At 68.6% G+C, this 19,615-nt stretch carries 11 protein-coding genes and 1 pseudogene; 6 read left to right on the top strand and 6 right to left on the bottom strand.

The window, feature by feature from the left end:
• Positions 1–95: 95 nt before the first annotated feature.
• Positions 96–1,469 carry a cytochrome P450 gene (locus JQX13_RS13845; protein WP_239014736.1) on the bottom strand — a complete coding sequence of 458 codons (1,374 nt, stop codon included), beginning with the start codon at positions 1,467–1,469 and terminating at the stop codon, positions 96–98.
• Between the two features lie 373 nt (positions 1,470–1,842).
• Between JQX13_RS13845 and sitA5 the strand changes: the two genes are divergently transcribed.
• On the top strand, positions 1,843–3,474 hold the full coding sequence (gene sitA5 / locus JQX13_RS13840; protein WP_203409488.1) for a SitA5 family polymorphic toxin: 1,632 nt from the start codon (positions 1,843–1,845) through the stop codon (positions 3,472–3,474).
• 12 nt (positions 3,475–3,486) lie between these two features.
• On the top strand, positions 3,487–4,116 hold the full coding sequence (locus JQX13_RS13835) for a hypothetical protein (RefSeq protein WP_203409487.1): 630 nt from the start codon (positions 3,487–3,489) through the stop codon (positions 4,114–4,116).
• Between the two features lie 79 nt (positions 4,117–4,195).
• Here JQX13_RS13835 and JQX13_RS13830 read toward each other — a convergent pair whose 3' ends face one another.
• Complete coding sequence (locus tag JQX13_RS13830; RefSeq protein WP_203409486.1) at positions 4,196–6,067, bottom strand: penicillin-binding transpeptidase domain-containing protein; 1,872 nt, start codon at positions 6,065–6,067, stop codon at positions 4,196–4,198.
• 151 nt (positions 6,068–6,218) lie between these two features.
• Between JQX13_RS13830 and JQX13_RS13825 the strand changes: the two genes are divergently transcribed.
• From JQX13_RS13825 to JQX13_RS13815, 3 genes are all read left to right on the top strand, one after another.
• On the top strand, positions 6,219–7,679 hold the full coding sequence (locus JQX13_RS13825) for a serine hydrolase (RefSeq protein WP_203409485.1): 1,461 nt from the start codon (positions 6,219–6,221) through the stop codon (positions 7,677–7,679).
• Between the two features lie 115 nt (positions 7,680–7,794).
• A complete protein-coding gene (locus JQX13_RS13820; RefSeq protein WP_203409484.1) occupies positions 7,795–10,557 on the top strand; it encodes an ELWxxDGT repeat protein in 2,763 nt (920 codons plus the stop codon).
• Between the two features lie 52 nt (positions 10,558–10,609).
• Positions 10,610–12,076, top strand: a complete 1,467-nt coding sequence (locus tag JQX13_RS13815) for a mechanosensitive ion channel family protein (RefSeq protein WP_239014735.1) — start codon at positions 10,610–10,612, stop codon at positions 12,074–12,076.
• 184 nt (positions 12,077–12,260) lie between these two features.
• On the opposite strand, the gene JQX13_RS13810 is transcribed toward JQX13_RS13815, so the two are convergent.
• Entirely contained in the window at positions 12,261–14,828 is a 2,568-nt protein-coding gene (locus JQX13_RS13810; protein ID WP_203409482.1) for a serine/threonine-protein kinase, read from the bottom strand.
• A gap of 463 nt (positions 14,829–15,291) precedes the next feature.
• Between JQX13_RS13810 and JQX13_RS13805 the strand changes: the two genes are divergently transcribed.
• Positions 15,292–17,355 (top strand): PilZ domain-containing protein, encoded by a 2,064-nt coding sequence (locus tag JQX13_RS13805; protein WP_203409480.1) that lies wholly within the window; start codon positions 15,292–15,294, stop codon positions 17,353–17,355.
• 10 nt (positions 17,356–17,365) lie between these two features.
• On the opposite strand, the pseudogene JQX13_RS13800 reads toward JQX13_RS13805, so the two are convergent.
• The 3 genes and pseudogenes from JQX13_RS13800 to JQX13_RS13790 all read right to left on the bottom strand — a co-directional run.
• Positions 17,366–17,658 (bottom strand): annotated as a pseudogene (locus JQX13_RS13800) (hypothetical protein); the annotation flags it as partial.
• Between the two features lie 26 nt (positions 17,659–17,684).
• Positions 17,685–18,953, bottom strand: coding sequence for a TIGR02270 family protein (locus tag JQX13_RS13795; RefSeq protein WP_203409478.1), 1,269 nt, complete (start codon positions 18,951–18,953; stop codon positions 17,685–17,687).
• The gene (locus tag JQX13_RS13790) at positions 18,950–19,315 is read right to left on the bottom strand and encodes a hypothetical protein (RefSeq protein ID WP_203409476.1); all 366 of its coding nucleotides are present in this window, start codon (positions 19,313–19,315) and stop codon (positions 18,950–18,952) included. Before JQX13_RS13790 ends, JQX13_RS13795 begins: the two co-directional genes overlap by 4 nt.
• Positions 19,316–19,615 lie beyond the last annotated feature (300 nt).

Here is a 19,615-nt window from a genome sequence, read left to right as displayed (position 1 = left end):
TCAGCGCGAGGGAGCGAAGGGGATATGAGGGCATGATGGGTAGACCGTGTGAGACGGAGAACGCCCGACCGCCCGGCCTATTTCCGATCAGGCATTCAAGCCCCCCATCCCATCGTGTCCTCGGATCGAGCGGGGGCCCCGCCGGTCGCGACCTCCTGCGTGCCTGGTACGTCGCCCGCGCGGCGGAGCCTGGAGAGCACTCGCACCGGCAATCCATTCTCTGGCGCGATGAAGAATCCCCGGCGCCTGGCTTTCACCGGGGACCGCGCCAGTTCGAGCCTCGCCGATCGCAACACCGTGGCCAACACCACCTTCATTTCATACAGCGCGAAGGCCATACCCAGACAGCGGCGCACGCCTCCCCCGAAGGGAGTCCACTCGTACGGGTCCACCCGGCGGCCCAGGAACCGCTCGGGGCGGAAGACGTCGGGCTCGGGGTACAGGTCCGAGCGGTGGTGCACCACGCTGAGCGCGTTGATGACCCACACGCCGGGGGGAAGCTCGTATCCTCCCAGGGAGAAGGGTCGCTTGACCAATCGGGCGCCACCGGTCGGCATGATGGGGCGGTAGCGGATGGACTCCTTGATGACCGCATCCAGGTACTCGAGCCGGGTCAGGTGCTCGTGGCCAAGCTGCTCGTCGCCGAGCACGTCGTCCAGCTCGGCCCGCAGCCGCTGCTCCACCTCCGGGTGTGAGAGGATGCACTCCATCGCCCACGTCAACGAGGTGCCCGTCGTCTCGTGACCGGCCATCAGGAGCGTGACCAGCTCGTCGTGCAGCTCGCCATCGCTCAGACCCTCGCCGTTCTCATATCTGGCCTGCAACAGCAGCGAGAGGATGTCCCGCTGCTCGGGCTTCGCCCCTTCGCGCCGTCGACGGGCGATCTCCGCGAGCAGGGCCTCATCCATCTGGTGGATCAGATGCAGCAGCCGGCCCCACGGGCTCCACCGGCCCAGATCCCTTTGCAGGGGCGGTAGTATGAGCAACATGGAGGCCACGGCCTCGTTCGCCGTGCGGGTGAGCAGGTGCTCGAGCGTCGAATCATTCGCCGCCTGGCCCAGGCCGAACACGGCGTGGAGGATGACGTGGAGGGTGATGCTCTGCATCTCCGGGTGCAACGCGAACTCCTCGCGCAGCGGCCAGGAGGCCACGGCCTTCTCTGTCTGGCGACGCATGGTGTCGCCGTACTCGTGCATCCGGTCACCGTGGAAGGACGGCAGCAGCAGCCTGCGCCGACGCAGATGCGCCTGCTCCTCGAGGATGAAGGAGCTCTGTGTGCCGGTGATGCTGCCGAAGATCCTCTCGTTCGCCTCACCCGCGTGCAGCACCTCCGGTGGCCCCGTGAACAGTTCCTTGAGAAGCGCTGGAGACGAGACCATGACCTCGGTCCCGAACCCGATCTCCCGGAGGGTGAAGACGTCTCCGTAGCGCGCGTAGCACCTGCGCAGGAACCCCAGGGGATCCTTCAAGAACTCGAGCGTCTGGACGACGGCTGGGGCACGCGGACCTGGAGGCAGACTCATGCGGAGACGGAGGGGCCGGGAGCCGCTTGTGATCTCCAGGGCAGGTGCCTCGCCTGCTCTCAGAGCCACGGGCAGGCCCCTCCATCGCCTGTTCGTTCTGCTCCCAGCTCGTTGGCCGGGCTCGAGGGGCATGCGTTCGTTGGATTCGACGTGGGGAATCCGTAGTCTCACACGAAAGCCGCGTCGACGCCGAGCAGTGGCGTGACCAGTACCCTGGACCGGTGCATGCCACCTGGGTGGCTTGACGAACGCATCCGTATCTCCCTGTGATCCACGAGTCATGGATTCCAGGCCATGTGGCCTGCCGGGGAGGTGCGCTGTGTCCACTCGTCTCGTTGACGCGCGCCCGGCGGGCGCCTGGTGGTGGCCCCGATTGGGTGGCTGGGCCCTCATCGTCCTTTTCCTTCATTCCGCCTGCGCTACGGGCATCCCCGGAGAGCGAACGACGCGTGCGCCGGAGCGAGGCGTCGAGTCAGTCAGGGTGTATGCCTTGGACTTCATGGATCCGGGCGCCGTCTCCACGCGACCGGTACCCATCAGCAAGGGTGAATTCCAGCGTGCCGTCCAGAGGCTCTCACGCGATGTGTCGCTGACGGGGAGTCCTCGGGAGGCCGCCCGTGAGTTGCTGAGGCTGTCGCACCAGTCACAACAGGACGTCGAGACCGTCACCCTGGAGGGATTGTGGCTTCTCGAGGGATACCGTGATCGCACCTACACCTTCGTGCCCCTGAGCCAGACGGGACCGGTGTCCCTCGAGCCCGAGGCGGATGAAGCCCTGAAGGCGAAATACCTGAAGTGGTGCGAGCGCCGGGGTGGAGACGATTGCCTGGGTCTGCTGGAGGATGGGCCCTATCTGCGGACGGACGACCGCCGGACGCTGGCTTTGGCACTGGCCTTCGGCTCGGTGCTCGAAGAGACGCGCGAGGCTCTGGCTCGCGAGCTGTTGGATGTGCGAGTACTCGTATCCATGGTCGTCTGGACGGCAAGCCTGTATTGCCTGATGTGGGCGGTGCCGGAGCCCACCACGAAGGCCCTGGCAGCGGGCCTCACGGTGATTCTGGTGGGTTGGCTGGGGCTGGATACGGTGTGGGGGCTGATGGACGGGTGGAGCCGCATGGCCAATGCGGCCTACGAGGCAACTACCTTCGAGGAATTGCGCGCGGCGGGCGAGGAGTACGGCAAGGTGCTGGGGGCGGATGCGGCCCGAGCGATGATTCTCGCGGTGACCGCGTTGTCGGGGCACACGCTGAGGAAAGTGGCGGCCAGGGTGCGCTCACTGCCCGGCTACGGTCTCGCGGGAGCTCAGTGGGAGGCACAGGGTGGGGCCGCCGTCCTGGAGCATGGGCGGGAACTGGAGATGGCCGGGGTCCGGGAGGGAGCACTCGCCGTAGCGGTGGAATCAGTGGAGACGGTGGCGATGTCCCCGCGGGGCCCCCTGGCGGTGATGATGCTCAAGAAGGGAGCGGGTGGTGGGGCCGGGGCGGCCCGTGGGGGTCGCGGCTTCGCGACCGTCATGCGTCACCGGGGTGGCAACCAGCAGGTGGAGCTCGCCAACGGTCAGCGTTGGCACTTACCGCGTGGCAAGTCAGTTACGGATATTCCCGCTGAGGACAAGGTGGGGGATCAGCTTCAGGAGGCCGTCACCAAGGCGGCGAAGGAATGGGGGCCCGACAAGCTCTCGCGCGATGAGAGCAATGCCATCAAGAAGGCCCAGGATGAGGGTAGGTATTGGCTGGCTCGTTTGTTGGACCGAGAGGCGCGGGGTCGCTACGTGCAAGCCAAGGTGAGAGACCAATTCGGCCATCTGTACGACTTCAACCTGAGCAAGGGCGTCGACGTGATTGACCCGGCGACGTCCTACCAGTACGAGATTCTCTCCGGAACGGAGTCGAACATGGCGCGGCATGGCAGGCGCATGGCGGGTAGATTCTTCCGGATGCTTACCTTCTGAAACGGAGGATCGATGCTCTTCACCAAGGTCTTCTATGAAGACAAGGAGCTTGAAAACGAGCGGCTGGAGCTGACCGACAAGGGCACGCTCTACTATCTGGGCCGAAACCTGACCCTTCGCAATTGCTCCCTCGTGCTGAAGGTGTCCGCCAGGAATTTGTTCATCCGCCAGGTGCGCTTCATTGATTGCACTTTCGAGGTGAAGCAGGATCTGAAGAACTATCGAGACTGGATAAGATCCTCCCTGAAGGGTTGTCGGTTCAAGGGATCCATGTCTGGGTGCGATTTCGGGCACTGGCCCGAATATGCAAGCGATCAGGAGTGGAAGGAGGGGTTCATCGAGGACTGCGACTTCTCCGAAGCCCGCCTGAATGCCTGCCGCTTCATGGGTTGTGACCCCGCGACCCTGTGCTTTCCCAGGTGGCCCTGCTTCACCTTCCTGGACCCCATCGGCCGAGCCTCCGAGCTACGCAGCGCCAGGTGGCCGGACCTGTTCGGTCGCGTGGTCGTGCAGGATCTCCACAATGAACCGCCCTCCACTGTGGCGACGACCTATCACGCTCCCACGATTGCGAAGCAGATGGAGACCACGCCGGAAGAGCTCAGGGCCGTCATCGAGAAGTTCGACTGCATCATCTTCTGACTACCCGGTGTAGCGATACGGCACCCGCGCCGCGTCCTCTCGATGTGGCTCTGTTGGAAGTCGCCACGCGGAGGCTACGTCACAAGGCCGCGGCGAACCTCGCGGCGATGGGCACGGCGACTCGACCGCCTACTCCTCCGCCCTCCACCAGGACTGCGAATCCGATGCCTTTGTGAAAGCCGATGAACCAGGCATGCGTGGGCAGCGGCGTGCCGCTTCCGAATTCGGCCGTGCCCGTCTTGCCCGCGAGCCCCGGTATGCCTGCGGCCGATCGGCCCGAGCCCTCGGTGACGACGGCGCGCATCAGCGCGTGCAGGGGCGCTCGGGTGCCGGGCGAGAGCGAGGCACTCGGGTGCTCCTCGACGTTGGCCACGAGGTAGGGCGCGCGCCACCTGCCCGACTCGGCCGCCGCCGCGACCGAGGCCATGTGCAGCGGCGTGGCCAGCACGCGTCCCTGTCCGATGGCCGCCGCGGCCCGCTCGGTCTCGTCCCGGGGCTCGGGAAACGAGGCACCCGGAGACGGAAGGCCCACCTGGTACTCCACGTTGAACCCGAAGCGGCGGGCCGCGGCTCCGAGCGCGTCTGGCTCGAGGCCGGCCGCCAGCGTCACGAAGGCGGTGTTGCACGAGTGGGCGAAGACCGTGCGCAGGCGGGTATTGCCGAACGCCTCGCCCTCGAAGTTGCGGAACTGCTTACCGCCCACCGTCACCGTGGGCGGGCATGACACCGGGGAATCCGCGCTCAGTCCCTCGGCGAGCAGTGCTTCCGACGTGACGACCTTGAACGTCGAGCCGGGCGGATAGCGGCCGGTGAGGGCCCGGTGCAGGGGCACCTCGAGCGGCCGGCTGACGATGGCCAGGATGGCGCCCGTGGCGGTGTCCACCGCGACGAGCGCCGCGGGCAGGGCCACTCCCTCGAGCGCCATCTCCGCGGCCGATTGCACCTCCGGGAGCAGCGTGGTGCGCAGCGGTGTGCCCGGCGTTCCCTCGAAGCGATGGATGACGCGCGCCTCGCCGGAGGGGCGGGTGAGGCGTACCTCGCCCGAGGGGGTTCCCGCGAGCTGTGGCTCATACGCCAGCTCCAGCCCGGACACGCCCACGAGGTCTCCCGGTTGGTAGGTCGGGCCCAGCTGCGCGAGCAGCTCGGCCGTTATCTCTCCCACCCGGCCCAGGGTATGCGCGGCGAAGCCCTCGGCAGGGGAGAGCCGGACGTTCTTCTTGCGGCGGAAGAAGATGCCAGGCACGGGTGCCAGCGCCGGGCGCACCAACTGGTAGCGCTCGGGCCGCACGTCGATGATGGGCAGGAAGTGATCGGGCGCCACGCCCGGCGCGTTCAGCACCTTTTGGAACCGCACCGGATCCACGCCCAGCTGCGCCTGGAGCGCCGAGGCGACGGCGGCGCGATTCTGGATGCGCCGGGGCTCGACGCCAATGGTGATGACCTCGCCCAGGTGGGTGAGGGGTTGGCCCTTTCCGTCCAGGATGTCGGCCCGCTCCGAGCGCGTCCTCGTGCGCGAGAAGCGATCGCCCTCGCGTGCCTCGGGGTGCAGCACCGCTGGCGTCCAGCGCACCCACCAGATTCCCTCGCGGCGCACGAAGCGCAGCGCGCTGTTCACCTCCCACTCGCCCAGCCCTCGCAGCACGTGGATGGCTCGGAAGGTGACCACGGCGCTGTCCGCTTCGTGATGGACGCGGTCGAGCTCGAAGCGGGACGAGAGGATGCGCAGATCGTCGCGGAAGCGCTGGTGTTGCTCCTCGAGGTTGGCCGGTGGATCGGCCACCACGTGCCTCAGGGCGGCGTAGTCGCCCCCGGCCCAGGCCCGCAGATAGAGCTGGGCCTCATCGAGCGGGCCCTCCGCGGGCCGCCCTCTCACAGAGACGCAGGCCGCCAGGAACAGGGCAGCCGCGGCGCTGACTTCAACCCTCCATCCTCGCCGTGACACGCGCCGCACTGTGAGGGCGGACCCCCGCGAGTCAAGAAACCGGGCGGCGTCCGGGCGGAAAAAGAATTTTTGATCAATTCCGGGTGCTCCGGAGACCAAGTCAGTCGAAGCAGGGGCGGTTGGCCGGACCGACCCCAGGTCACCGGAGCAAATCACCTTGATGAAGAGATTCGTCCTCGCCGCCGCGCTCTCCCTGGGCGCCAGTTGGAATACCGCCCACGCCGAGCCCTCGTTGGAGTCGCGCTCCCACTTCTGTCTGGAGACGGAGGGCTCCCTGTCCGTGCAGATGAAGGAGCGCATCGACACGTTCGTCGGACAGCGGATGCAGCATGGCCACATCCCCGGGCTCTCGCTGGTGGTCCTGCGTGAAGGCAGGCCCGTGTACGTCCGGGGTTACGGGAGCAGCAACCTGGAATCGGGCGAGCCGATGACCTCGTGCTCCCTCGTGTCGATCGGTTCGACCACCAAGTCCATGACGGCGTTGGCCCTCATGCAGCTGGTGGAGCGGGGGCTGGTGGACCTGGAGGCGCCGGTGACGCGCTACATCCCCTGGTTCCAGACCGCGGACGGGAAGGGCAGTGGAATCCTCGTGAAGCAACTCCTGTCACATACCTCGGGAATGCCAGCGAAATCCCTCCTGGAGGGCACCACGGATGCCGGTGCGTTGGAGCGCCGGGTGCGCTCCTTCTCCCAGTTGAGCCTCGCCTTCCCGCCGGGCCAGGGTTGGATGTATTCCAACACGGGTTACGCCGTCATGGGACTCATCGTCCAGAAGGTGTCAGGTATGTCTTATGAGCGATACCTGGCGAGCCACGTCTTCCAGCCCCTGGGGATGAATCACACCACTTTCGGCCCTCCAGCCGATAGGACCGCTCCCCTGGCTCAGGGCTACGTGTGGACACGAGGGGAGACCCGCCCCGCGCCCATGCTGCTCGCACGTGAGCAGCACCCGGCCGGGTCCTCGACCTATTCCTCCGCCCGCGACGTGAGCTACTACCTGGCCGCGTTGCTCGCGAAGGGTCAGGGCCTTCATGGCCGCGTCATCACCCCGGAGTCCCTCCGCGAGATGTGGTTGCCCGCCGCGGCCACCTCCGCGACCGAGTCCTATGGGTATGGTTGGGAGCTGGGGTCGATGTTCGGACGGCAGGCCGTCTACCACAATGGAAGTGTGATCGGCGGCGGCTCCATGTTCATCCTCTTCCCCGAGGAGAACCTCGCGGTGGCGACGCTCGCCAACCTGAACGGCGCCCACCAGCAGGAGTTGGCCAAGGGTGTTGCCGCGCTGCTGTTGGGCGCCGAGCCTCCTCCGGCTCCCCCTCTGGTCTACCGGCCTCCCAGCACCTTCGTGCCGGACCCCTCGGTGTGGGAGAAGTACGTGGGCAACTACCTCCTCCCCATCTTTGGCGTGATGCGGATCTATGTGTCGTCGGGCAAGCTGCTGGCGGATTGGACCTATACGACGCCTACCCAGGTCCTGGAATTCGAGCCCTACGGTGACAATGATTTCGTCATCCGGCATCACCTTGGCATCAACGAGGGGATGAACGTGAGCTTCCAGGGCACCCCGGATGGCCAGGTCTACCTGCTGTTGGATGGTCAGCCTTTTGGCCGCCGGCTGTAATCACTCCACGGTGTAGCCAACACGCACGGCCGCCCGGAGGACCTCTAGACAAGGGGCAGCGCGCATCCACCTTTGGCTCCGCCCCGCGCACTCCGCGCGGGGGGGATGGTGCTTCATGCGCTCGACTGCCGCTCTGCTCCGGTTGTTTCCGCTGACCCTCGTCGTGTGTCTGGCGTGTGGCGAGTCTCCTCCGGACGTCGCCGGATCGCGAGCAGGGGTGGCGGCTCGGGCCTCCCTCCGGCCCGGCGAGCCGTACCGGGTCGAGGACATCGTCCCCGGTCAGCTCAGCTCCGGCCCCAGTCAGCTGACGGACGCGGCGGGAACGCTCTTCTTCGTCGCCATGGACGCCGAGCATGGCAACGAGCTGTGGACGAGCGACGGCACGTCGGGTGGGACGCGCGGGGTGGAGGACATCCGTCCCGGGCCGGAAGATTCGGTGATCTACCGCCTCACCGCGGTGGGACGGCGCGTCTTCTTCGCCGCGGATGATGGCATCCACGGTCACGAGCTGTGGACGAGTGATGGAACGCCCGAGGGCACGTGGCTCGTGGAGGACCTCACCCCAGGCTCGGAGAGTACGTACATCGGCGCGGTGGCCGCGCTGGGCGGCGTCTTCTATTTCTCCGCGTTCTCCTTCGAGACGGGCAGCATGCTGTGGCGGACGGAGGGCACGCCCGGCAGTACCCGGCCCGTCGCCGACTGGCTGCCTTCTTCTCCGCAAATGCTGACGGTGTGGAACGGCCAGCTCTACTTCTTCGTGGAGCGGGCGCTCTACCGAAGTGATGGCACGGCGGAGGGCACCGTCCTGCTGCGCGACTTCACGGATGAGCCCGGCCTCGTGTTCCCGATCGGCCCGGTGGCCGCGGAGGGATGGCTCTACTTCGTCCTGTACGAGGAGGACGAGGATGGCTTTCCTCGCGCGCCCTTCTGGGTCTGGAGGAGCGATGGCACGACCGAGGGGACGGTGCTGGTCGCGGAAGTGCCCGCCCGGCTGCGTTCCGACCTCATCGCCACGGGAGAGCGGCTCTTCTTCGTCGCCAACGAGAGCGTGCATGGCAGCGAGCCGTGGACGAGCGACGGCACGCGCGAGGGAACGGGCCTGGTGGAGGACATCATCCCGGGACCGGGCAGCCCGTACCTCCGTGAGCTCACGGGGCTGGAGGGCATCCTGTACTTCTCCGCGTACACGCCCTCCGAGGGAGACGAGTTGTGGCGCAGCGACGGGACCGCGGGCGGCACCTTCCTCCTCAGGGACGTGAGGCCCGGGCCGCAGGGCTCCAGCATCGCGTACCTGACGGCGCAGGGCGGCCAGCTCTTCTTCACCGCTCGCGAGTGGACTTCCGGGCACGAGCCCTGGACGAGTGACGGCACGCTCCTGGGGACGAGGCGGATCGCGGACCTGGTGATCGGTCCCTTCTCCAGCGCGCCCCACGGGTTCACGCGGTCCGGCTCGCGGGTGTTCTTCGTGGCCACGGAGCCGAGGCGTGGCACGGAGCTGTGGGCCATGAACGCGGGCACGAGCGCCCCGGTGGGGGAGGCGCCAGCGGATCCGGGCGGCTTCGGGCCCGCGTACCTGGTGCAGGACATCGTCCCCGGTGCGGAGGACCCGCGCATCTACTGGCAGGCGGGCGTGGGAGGGCTGCTCTTCGTCGATGCGTACGATCCGAGCTTCGGCACCGAGCTCTGGAGGCTGGATGGCACCCTGGGGGGCGCGCGGCTCGTCGAGGACATCCGCCCCGGGCCCGAGAGCTCGTTTCCCTCGAAGATGATCGACCTGGGTGGAGGCGTGCTGCTCTTCTTCGCGAACGATGGCGTGCACGGCGAGGAGCTGTGGCGGAGCGGCGGGACGCCCGGGAGCACCCGGCTGGTGAAGGACATCCGCCCGGGAGCCGGAGGCAGCGGTGCCTTCGAGGAGATCGTCCTGGAGGGGGTGCTGTACTTCACGGCGAACGATGGCGTGCACGGCCAGGAGCTGTGGCGGAGCGATGGGACTCCCGAGGGCACGTGGTTGGTGAGGGACATCTGGCCAGGCCCCGAGAGCGCTTCACCGACTCTCTTCACCGTGTGGAACGGGCAGCTCGTCTTCGTCGCCGACGATGGGGTACATGGCCGCGAGCTGTGGCGGACGGACGGGACGGAGCAGGGCACGCGGCTCGCGGCGGAGGTCATCCCCGGACCGGACGGCGAGTTCGTGTTCATCGAGGAGCTGGCCGCCACGCCCGAGCTGCTCTTCTTCCGCGTCTACACGTTCGAGGGCACCGAGCTGTGGCGAAGCGATCTGACGCAGGAAGGCACCGTCCTCGTCCGGGATATCACCCTCGGCTCGAGAAGCGGCTTGCCAACGCAGCTCACGGTGCTGGGTAGCAGGGTCTTCTTCGTCGGGTATGATCCCGAGCACGGCTCCGAGCTGTGGCGCAGCGACGGCACGGCCGAGGGCACCATGAGGGTGCGGGACATCCGCCCGGGACCGGAGGACTCCCGCCCGGATCCCCTGGTGGTGCTCGGAGGCCGGCTCTTCTTCGGTGCCGAGGATGATGGCACCTTCGGGCGCGAGCTGTGGGCGAGTGACGGCACGGAGGAGGGGACTGTCCTGGTCGGGGATCTCTCGCCGGGTCCGAGCTCGAGCAACCCCCTCGAGCTGTTCCCGGTGGCTGGCCGGCTGTTGTTCTCCGCGGAGGATGGCATCCGGGGCCGCGAGCTGTGGGTGAGTGACGGCACGCCCGAGGGGACCCGTCTGCTCCAGGAGCTGGTGCCGGGCCAGGTGGGCGGCGATCCCTCCCGCTTCATCGCCACGCGCGATCATGTCTACTTCACCCTCGACAATTCACCCACGGGCCGCGAGCCCTGGGCACTGCCCATCAGAATACTCAGGGAATGAGAGCGACTCCCGGTGCCTTGACCCCCTGGGGCACGGATAGCACGCTCGCGGCGTGCTCCCCATCCCGCCGAGTCACCTCTCCCTGGTCGTGGGCGCGGTCCTCACGTTGCTCGTCTTCGTCATCCGGGCGCTGATGAGCTCGGACGAGCAGTTGCGCAAGGATCTGGGTGGAGCGCTCGGCTTCCTGGTGACGTTCCTCGTGCTGCGCGCGGTGGACGGAGAGTTCGGCGCGCTCCTGTATCCCCAGGCGCGGCAGTTGCTGCGCGTGGCGTGGATGCTCGCCCTCGCCTTCGGTGCCATCCGGGCGACCGTGTCCTTCGGCCTGCTCCTGGTGCGCCTGCGCTCGCGCATGCCCGTCCCGAAGATCCTGCGCGACGTCCTCGACTTCTCGCTCTACGCCCTCTCCGTCATCCCCATCCTCAAGACGCAGCTCGACATTGATTTGACGAGCCTGGTGGCCACCTCCGCCATCGTCTCGGTGGTGCTCGGTCTGGCGATGCAGGACACGCTGGGCAACCTCTTCGCCGGCCTGTCCCTGCAGCTCGAGCGCCCCTACCAGGTGGGGGACTGGGTCACCATCAGGGACATCACCGGCCGTGTGGTGCAGATCGCCTGGCGCGCCACGCGCATCGAGACGTCGCGCAAGGAGATCGTCACCCTGCCCAACAACGTCTGCTCCAAGGAGGCGGTGAGGAACTACTCACGCGGCGGGCTGCCGGTGGCCGTGGACATCTCCTTCCATGCCTCGCACGAGCGGGCACCCAATGAGGTGAAGGCGGTGGTGCTGGAGACGTTGGAGAACGTGCCGCTGATGCTGCGCCAGCCCGCGCCCGTCTGCCGCACGTGGGCCTACGAGGAGGCGGGCATCCTCTACCAGGTGCGCTACTACGTGGAGGAGTTCGGACATGCGGACCAGGTGAAGGAGGAGGTGTACACCCGGCTCTGGTACAGATTCCGGCGCGACGGCATCGAGCTGCCCTTCCCGAAGGCCCGGGCGCAGCCGGGCGGACCGCCCGCGCCCGAGTTCCCCGAGGAGGCGGTGGCCGAGATGTTGCGGCGGGTGGACCTCTTCAAGGTGCTCAAGGAGGAGGAGCGCGCGCGGCTGCGGCGGGAGATGGTGCCCAAGCGCTTCGCGAAGGGCGAGCACGTCATCGAGCAGGGCGAGACGGGCAACACCTTCTACCTGGTGGGCCGCGGAGAGCTGTCCGTGCGCGCGGGCGGGGTGGAGGTGTCCCGGCTGTCGCGTGGCAACTACTTCGGGGAGATGTCGCTGCTGACGGGCGAGCCGCGCACGGCCACGGTGGTGGCGCTCACGGACGTGGTGCTGCTGGAACTGGACAGGCCCGTGTTCGCGCGTCTCTTCGACGAGCACCCCGAGCTGGCTCCCAAGCTGTCGGGGATGTTGGCGCACCGGCGCACGCAGTTGAACGCGGCGAGGACGGCCTCGGGCGAGACGCTGCCCGTGTCGGAGGAGCACCACATCCTCGATCGGCTCAAGAGCATCTTCCGGCTGAGCTGACGCCTGGAAGACGAGAAGGGTGAGGGCGCGGAACCCCCCCGGCTCCATGCCCCCACCCCGTTACCTCGTTCCGCCCCCCCTTCGTACCCGAAGTGCCACGCGGCGTGAACCGGGGAGGTGCCGAAGCTGTTCACCTGAACGCGCTCCGGGCGTTCGTGAAAGACTTCAGGGCTCCCCTGGCCGCTCACTCCCGGGAGAGCTTCGAGAGGGGCCCCCGGATGGAGGTGACCTCGCCCGTCTTGATTTCCACTTGGATCCTCAAGGACCTACCGTCCCCCACGAGCCGCAGGGTGTGCTTCCCCGGGGGGAGGGGCACCCGGAAGAGGGGGGTGTCGCCCAGCCGCTCGCTGCCCCGGTACACGGTGACGTACTGATCCGTGGCGAGCGTCAGGAAGCCCTTGTCACCCGAGGGATTGGCCGCACCGGAGCGCTCCCGCTCCAGGGCCTGCCACGCCCGCTCCGCCTCGTTGGAGTTCGTCACCAGCTCGGGAGAGGTCTCCATGGTGGCGGCGGTGGTGGCACTCCGCTTGCGGCGCGGGCCCGCCGGCACCTTGCCACGCTTCGCCGGCTGCGCGGGCTCCTCGTCCTTCACGGTGTCCGGGGCCACATCCGTGGGAGGCGCCCCCGAGGGGGGAGGGGCTTCGGCGGTGGTGGGAGCGGCGAGCGCGACGGCCGCGGGCTCCGGCGTGGTGCTCCCGGCGGGAGGTTGTGGCGCCTCGGCGGGAGGTTGTGACTCCGGGGTGGGCGGCGGGGCATCCCCGGTGTGGGTGGATGGCGCCTGTGTGTCCGCGGGAGCGGGGGGAGGCGCGTCTTGCCTCACGGCCGGAGCCGGTACGTCCGGTGGAGGCGGGAAGAGCCGCGAGGACAGGAGGCCACCGTCCAGCCGCAGCGCGACCAGCGTCGCGGCCCCACCCAGGAGGAGCACCAGGAGCAGCGCGGCCACCCGCGTACCCCTTCCACGGGAGGGGGAGGGCGAGGCCTCGTCGACACCCCGCAGGGGCATGTGCCCCTCTTCCCGGGATGGGAGCGTCAGGGAGGGCTGGGTGGGGAACTCCGGCCCGTCATCCTCGGGCTCCACCGGGCGCGGCCGGGTCAGCGGCGAGCGCAGGGAGGGCCGGGTGGGGGCTTCCGTTGCATCCGGCGTGGTGGATGCGGGTGCCGCGGAGGGTGACTCGAGGGCGCGGCCGATGGGGATGGTGACGGCGTCCAGGTGCGCCAGGGATGCCCGGCGTGCCGGACGCGTGGGGTTGTACCGGGGGACGGTGTCGTCCGAGGTGACGGGCTGCTCGCCGGTGGGCGTGGTGCGCTGCGGCCGGATGACGGCGGTCTTGAGCTCCGGCTCTCGCGACTCCGGCTCCGGGGGCACCGGGGGTGGCAGGGCGTCGGTGCGGCTCAGGCTGCGCGCGCGGGGGTGGGCCGGCTCGGGCGTCGGGAGCCGGACAGAGGCCCGAGGCGGATCCGGGACGGGTGGGGCACTCACCGAGGGGGCTTCGGCCACGACACGGGCCGGGCGGGCACGCGCCGTGAGCTGCGCCGGCCGCTGCACGTTCGTGTCCTCGGGGGGAGGCGGCGGTGGCGAGCCCGGGGAGGGAAGTGGCGCCGGAGGCTTCGTGACCAGGGAGTAGGAGACGATGTCCGTCTGCTCGGAGAGCACGGCCTGGCCGGGTGCCGGGAAGAGGGGCGCGGAGATGGTGGGCAGGCGCTGGGGGGCCGGTGCTTCCTTCTCCGAGAAGGGCTGTGCGAGCTTCACCTCGCCCGTGGTGGCCCGGCCGCTGGCCAGCAGCTGACGCGTCTGCTCGCGCCGCTCGGCGAAGAGGCGCCGCAGCAGCTCGCCGCTCTGCTCGGGCAGCCAGATGAGGGGGGCCACGGCACGCTCCAACTCGCGGGCGAACTCCAGCGTGCTCGCGTGGCGTTCGTCGCGCTTGCGCGCCAGCGCCTTGAGCACCAGGGCGTCCAGCTCGGGGGGAACCGCCTTGTTGGTGCGCGAGGGCTCGGGGATGGGGCCCTTGAGCACCGCGTTGCATACCGCCGCGGGCGCCTTGCCCGGGAAGAGCCTCATCCCGGTGAGGCACTCGTGCAGCACCACGCCCAGGCTGAACAGATCGCTGCGCGCGTCCAGCGGCTCGCCCAGAATCTGCTCCGGCGACATGTACCCGCTGGTGCCCTTCACCATGCCCACCTGTGTGCGGCTGGCGCCCGCCAGGCTCTTCGCGATGCCGAAGTCCAACAGCTTGGTGACGCCCTCGTACGTCACCATGATGTTCTTCTCGGCCACGTCGCGGTGGATGACGGGCGAGGGCTGTCCGAGCGCGTCCGTGAAGGTGTGCGCGTAGTGCAGCGCCAGCGCGGTGTCCCTCGCGGCGGCGAGGGCCAGCCCCATGGGCATGGGCTCGTTGGCGGCGTGGCACGCGCGGGCCACCTCGAGCAGCGTGGCGCCCGGCACGAACTCCATGGTCAGGAAGAGCTCGTCGTTGGCCACGTCCAGATCGAACACCTGCGCGATGTTCGGGTGGTTGAAGGCCGCCGTCACCCGGGCCTCGTCCAGGAACATCTGGACGAACTCCTCCTGCCCCTGGATGTCCGGGAGGATCTTCTTGAGCACCACGGGCTTGTGGAAGCCGGCCAGGCCGCGCCGCGTCGCGAGCAGGATTTCCGCCATCCCGCCCGTGCTCAGGCGACAGAGCACCTCGTAGTTGCCCATCTGCCTGCCGCGCACATCATCCGGCGCGAAGGGGAGCTTCGACCCAGCCATTCGAGAAAGCCGAGCTTATATGGCCGCCCGCTCCGGCGCGAAAGCCAACGCCGTGATTTTCGCGTGAGAGCGCAACCGGAGCGGATTCTACCTACATGTCTGGTGGTGGAGGTGTCGCTTCCAGGCGCGGGTGAAGCCAGACGGGCCACCGCCCTTTTTGTCACATCCTCGAAAATTGAAAGAAAACACCCGAAGAGTGGGAGAAGCCACGCCCTGCGTACGCGGAGGGCCGTGCGCAATCTCCACCGGGTGGACAGGAGGGTTGTTCACTCCTCATCGCGTCCGGGGGACTGGGTTGGTTCGCAACGCTTCCATGGATCCCACCCCCCGGTGCCGCTGCAAGCCCAAAGACGTGTGTCCACATTGGCGGAATCGGAATCCCATCCAGATGACCGGTACAACGCTAGAAATGAAAACTTCCACTGGACCCGTAATTCGGCTCTCCACGACAAACGGAGTTCCCATGGCGACGGAGAAGGCGGAGCGTACGCGAGCCCGAGAGCGCCTCCTGGGCTACCGCATGGGTCCTGGGCTGTTGGCAGTGGCGGCGGTGGAGGGGGAGTTGTCGTCGGCGGGGAGGCTGGTGCAGCTCTCGCCGGAGCATCTGACGATGAGCCTGTCCAAGCCCACGGCGCTGCGGCCCGGGCAGACGGCGAACGTGGTGTTGGGTCTGGGAGCGCAGAGGACGTCGCTGCGGGCCGAGGTGACGAACGTGCACGTGCCGGGGCCGGAGGCACCGCCGGAGCTGAGCCTGCGCTTCGTGGCGCCCCTGTTGGCTCAGGCGCGGCACATCGTCTCCATGCTGGAGGGCTGGCGGGACAAGGGCCAGCTGGAGACGCCGCACTCGAGCCCCATCTGGAAGGAGCGGATCACGCGGGCGGACCGGATCGGCCGCATCTTCGAGGCGCTGACGGCGCGGCGGTGCCGGGGCATGGCGCGCGTGGCCTCGGGGGACGTGGAGCTGACGGCGGCGCTCTACGACAAGTACGACGGGCGGGTGTCGTGGGAGGCCAACGGGGTGCTGCCCTCGGGGCCCTTCGCGCTGGAGGTGTTCGGCTACAGCTCGGTGCTGCACTTCCTGGTGGAGCACACCTCGTACGAGGACGGGCTGTGGAGCGTGGCGCTGCCGCGCGAGCTGGTGCGCTACCGCCACCGCAGGCTGCGCAGGGCGCCGGCGTGGGGGGGGTGCGCGGCGCACTTCGCCCATCCGCTCTGGCCGCAGGTGCGCGTGGAGCGGGAGCTGATGGACATCTCGTACGAGGGCCTGTCCTTCGCCACGCAGCCAGGAGAGGACCTGATGTACCCGGGGCTGGTGCTGCCGGAGGTGACGGTGGGGCTGCCGGGGAAGGAGCCGGTGCGGGTGAGGGCGGAGGTGCGCAACATCATCGGCACGTCGCTGGGCCGGCGCTGTGGCCTCCGGGTGGAGCCGCTGAACGAGGAGGAGGGCGCGCGCTGGCGGCTGCTGGTGGAGGAACAGAGCCATCCGAACACGCGGGTGAAGGGTCCGTGGAACCAGGGCACGTGGGAGCTGTTCGAGCGCTCGGGGTACTTCCGGCTGTCGGGGAAGAGCCCGGCGGACTTCGAGCGGATGCAGGCCGAGTACCGTGACGCGCACGAGCGGCTGGAGGACCACCCGCGCTTGGGCTACCGGGTGGTGCGGCCGATGCCGGGCGGCGAGTCGGTGGAGGCGAGCCTGTCGTGGCTCAAGCCGTACTCGGGGAGCTGGCTGGGACACCAGCTGGCGCGCCAGCAGCCGCGCAACGAGAAGCTGCGCAGCACGGCCCGGGACGCGCTGCGGGACGTCTACCTGCGGGGCTTCGAGCCGGCGCAGATCGATCCCGAGGTGAAGTGGTTCCTCGCGTACTGCGAGGCGAACGTGAGGTGGGTGAAGTTCACGGCGTTCGACTTCGCCGAGTGGTACCAGCACACGGGCCAGGCGTGCATGGTGCCGTTCCGCTTCATGGAGGCGGACGCGCGGCGTGAGTGGAGCATGCCCGAGGGCTTCAGCCTGGGAGCGCCGACGCAGGCGGAGAGGGCGGAGCTGTTCGAGCGGCTGAAGGCGGCGCGGCCGGAGGCGTACCGGGAGGCGTTGGACCTGGTGCCGGAGCGGTTCGATCTGGCGGAGCTCAAGCGCCAGTGGAGCGAGGCGAAGCTTACGCGGGAGCGGGACGTGCTGGTGGCGCGCAAGGACGGGCGCGCGCTGGCAGTGGGGGTGATGGAGACGGCGCACGCGGGGCTCAACCTGTTCAACGTGCTGAACGGGCTGCGGATCATCCCGCTGGTGGACGAGGCGTCGGCGGAGGGGCAGGAGGCGATGCTGGCGCTGCTGGCGGGAGCGGCGGAGTGGTACCGGGCCCGGGGGCTGGACGTGTTCGTGCACTACGTGGAGACGGAGCACACGGGGTACACGGAGCAGGCGCGGCTGGTGGACCTGGGAGAGGGGCGCATCTGGATTTTGTCGACGCAGCTGCTGCCGGACTTCATCGAGCACCTGTGCGAGGCGACGACGCCGCGGGGAGACATGTGAGGCGAGCGGGTCAGCCGCGGTGGCGCTCGGCCACGCGGTAGAGCTGTGTGAGGGAGAAGTCGAGAAGGGACTGACGGGAGCGCAGGTAATGGTGGGCCCGGACCATGGGCAACCAGACGCGCTGGCCGACGAGGACCTGGGCCTCGCCGACTTCTTGCGTGGGAGCCATTGGCCGCCGAGGTTGCGCACGGCGGGGACGGCGTGCTCGTCGATGTTCTGGCGATCGAAGACTTCCGGGAAGTTCTCAGACCAGAAGTGGGCGTCGACGTCGGTGAGGGACTCGGGGGTTTGCTTGAAGAGAGCGTGTGCTCGGCGGGAGGGCGCGTGCCTCACGGAAGGGTGGCGAGCCGCTGCCGCTGCCGGAAGCCCGGAGCGCCGACGTCGAACAGGGGCTGGCCCGGATGCCTCATCGCCAGCTCCAGGGCCGCGGCTCTCCGCTCGCGCTGGCGCCCAAGCTCGAGAACGTCCCGCAGCGCCTCCGGCATCATGGGTCGGCCGAGCAGGTAGCGGGTTTCTGGGTGAAAGTTCCGCTTCCACTCCGCCCACCACGCTTCCACGGCATCGGGGGCGGGCCACGGCAGGTCCGCGTCGGCTTCGACTTCGGGCACCTCGTCCTCCTGGGCCGCCGCGTCGCTCCCGGCTTCCGGGGCCGAGCCCTCCAGAAGACGCTCCGAGAGGTCGGCGCCGGTGATGAAGCGGAAGGCCTCGCCGGCCGCGCGAGCCAGCTCGGGCACCCGCATCATTCGGAGGAGCCAGGGGATGAAGAAGGTATCTCCCAGGGCCGCACTGCCGGCCAGGGCGAGCCGGTGGTGCTGGGGGCGCTCCGTGAAGCCCATCAGCCACTCCCGGGCCTCCCTCCGCTCCATCCTCCGCACGGCCAGCGAGACGGCCTCCGCCGCATGGGGCCCGGCCTTCTCCGCCAGGGAGCGGAGGACGGGAAGGGCCGCGCGCTCTCCGAGCAGGACACAGGCCCTGGCGGCGAAGAAACGGCACGCCTCGTCCTCGGAGGTCAGGGCCTGGCGGGCCACCGGCAGCAACTCCCGGCGACGCAACTCGCCCACCCCCTGGAGTGCGCGGGCACGCAGGCCCGTGTCGGTGCTGGCGAGCGCACGGGAGAGCACGGCGCCCGGCTCCTGGCCATGGGCCGCATGCCCCACCAGGGAGACCCGGCACAGCACCGCGTCATCCTCACGGGCGAGCTGCCCAAGTGCCCCCGCGACCCGGGGCCATGGCAGCCAGCAGTGCGCCGAGATGAAGGCGTCCAACCCGGCCTCCGAGTCACGTGCGAGCTCCAGCACAGGAGAGAGACGGGCGGCGGAGCCACTCTCGAGGGCAAGCGCGGTCGCGGTGAAGATCTCACCCGGGCCGGCCGCGGAGAGGGCCTCGTCGATGACGGACGCGGCGGCGGTACCGGCGATGCGCAGACCGTCCAGGTGAGACTCCACGCGCTCGTCGAGCAGCTCCAGGTCCGCGAAGGTGTAGTGGGAGGAGTCAACCGCCCTGTTGCGGAGCGCCCAGAGGAAGGAGGCGTCCTCGAAGTGGCGTGAGACGAACTCCGGCAGGGGCCCGTTGGGCGGCAGCGGGCTGGACGGATTCATTCCGGAATCCTGTGGCCGAAGAAGTAACGCACGCCCTCCTCGTACCGGGCCGCCTCCGGGCTCTCCAGGAAGTCCTCGAGGATGGCGGCGGCGGTGAGAGGCTGGAACTCCCCGTCCTTGTAGAAGGGAGAGCAGTCGATGCCCGTGCTCGCCTCGAAGCGGCGACGGTAGAAGGGACGCTTGGCACGCTCGAAGTCGCTACCATTCAAGCTGCGCAGCAAGCGACGAGCCACCGACACCACACTGAAGCGCTCCCCGTGCAGCAGGATGACCTGGTCCGTCCCGAACTTCCGCTTGAGCTCCTCGTACCGTTCCAGCACGCGGTCCTCGTAGGCAATCAGCGCATCTTCAGTTGGGAACATGCTCAAAGGTCCCCATTCTGACTCCAGCAGACTCGAAATCTGGAGAGGTACCGCGTCCATCAACTCGGCTCCAAAGTGCCTGTCGTAGGACTGGATGAACGCGGGAATGGACGACAAGCTACCCCAGGCTTGGAATGCCTTGCAAAATGCACCTGCGGAATCGGGGTTCAACGAGTCGTCCAGCTCGCGAATCATTCGCCTGAAACAGGATGACGTCCCCGCGTCTCCCACGATTTGAGCACACACCCAGGGAAGGAGATGGGACCCGGTCGTGGCGTGGTGAATGTCCAGCAGGCGTTC

Source organism: Archangium violaceum (assembly GCF_016859125.1).
Classification (GTDB): Bacteria; Myxococcota; Myxococcia; order Myxococcales; family Myxococcaceae; genus Archangium; species Archangium violaceum_A.
The sequence above is the reverse complement of the archived record's forward strand: the minus strand, read 5'-3'. Positions and strand labels throughout refer to the sequence as shown.

Bases quoted from the DNA above. Each gene is read 5' to 3' on its own strand.
- JQX13_RS13790 (WP_203409476.1), bottom strand. From the start codon at position 19,315: ATGTTCCCAACTGAAGATGCGCTGATTGCCTACGAGGACCGCGTGCTG.
- JQX13_RS13795 (WP_203409478.1), bottom strand. From the start codon at position 18,953: ATGAATCCGTCCAGCCCGCTGCCGCCCAACGGGCCCCTGCCGGAGTTC.
- JQX13_RS13835 (WP_203409487.1), top strand. From the start codon at position 3,487: ATGCTCTTCACCAAGGTCTTCTATGAAGACAAGGAGCTTGAAAACGAG.
- JQX13_RS13825 (WP_203409485.1), top strand. From the start codon at position 6,219: ATGAAGAGATTCGTCCTCGCCGCCGCGCTCTCCCTGGGCGCCAGTTGG.
- JQX13_RS13810 (WP_203409482.1), bottom strand. From the start codon at position 14,828: ATGGCTGGGTCGAAGCTCCCCTTCGCGCCGGATGATGTGCGCGGCAGG.
- JQX13_RS13820 (WP_203409484.1), top strand. From the start codon at position 7,795: ATGCGCTCGACTGCCGCTCTGCTCCGGTTGTTTCCGCTGACCCTCGTC.
- JQX13_RS13805 (WP_203409480.1), top strand. From the start codon at position 15,292: ATGGCGACGGAGAAGGCGGAGCGTACGCGAGCCCGAGAGCGCCTCCTG.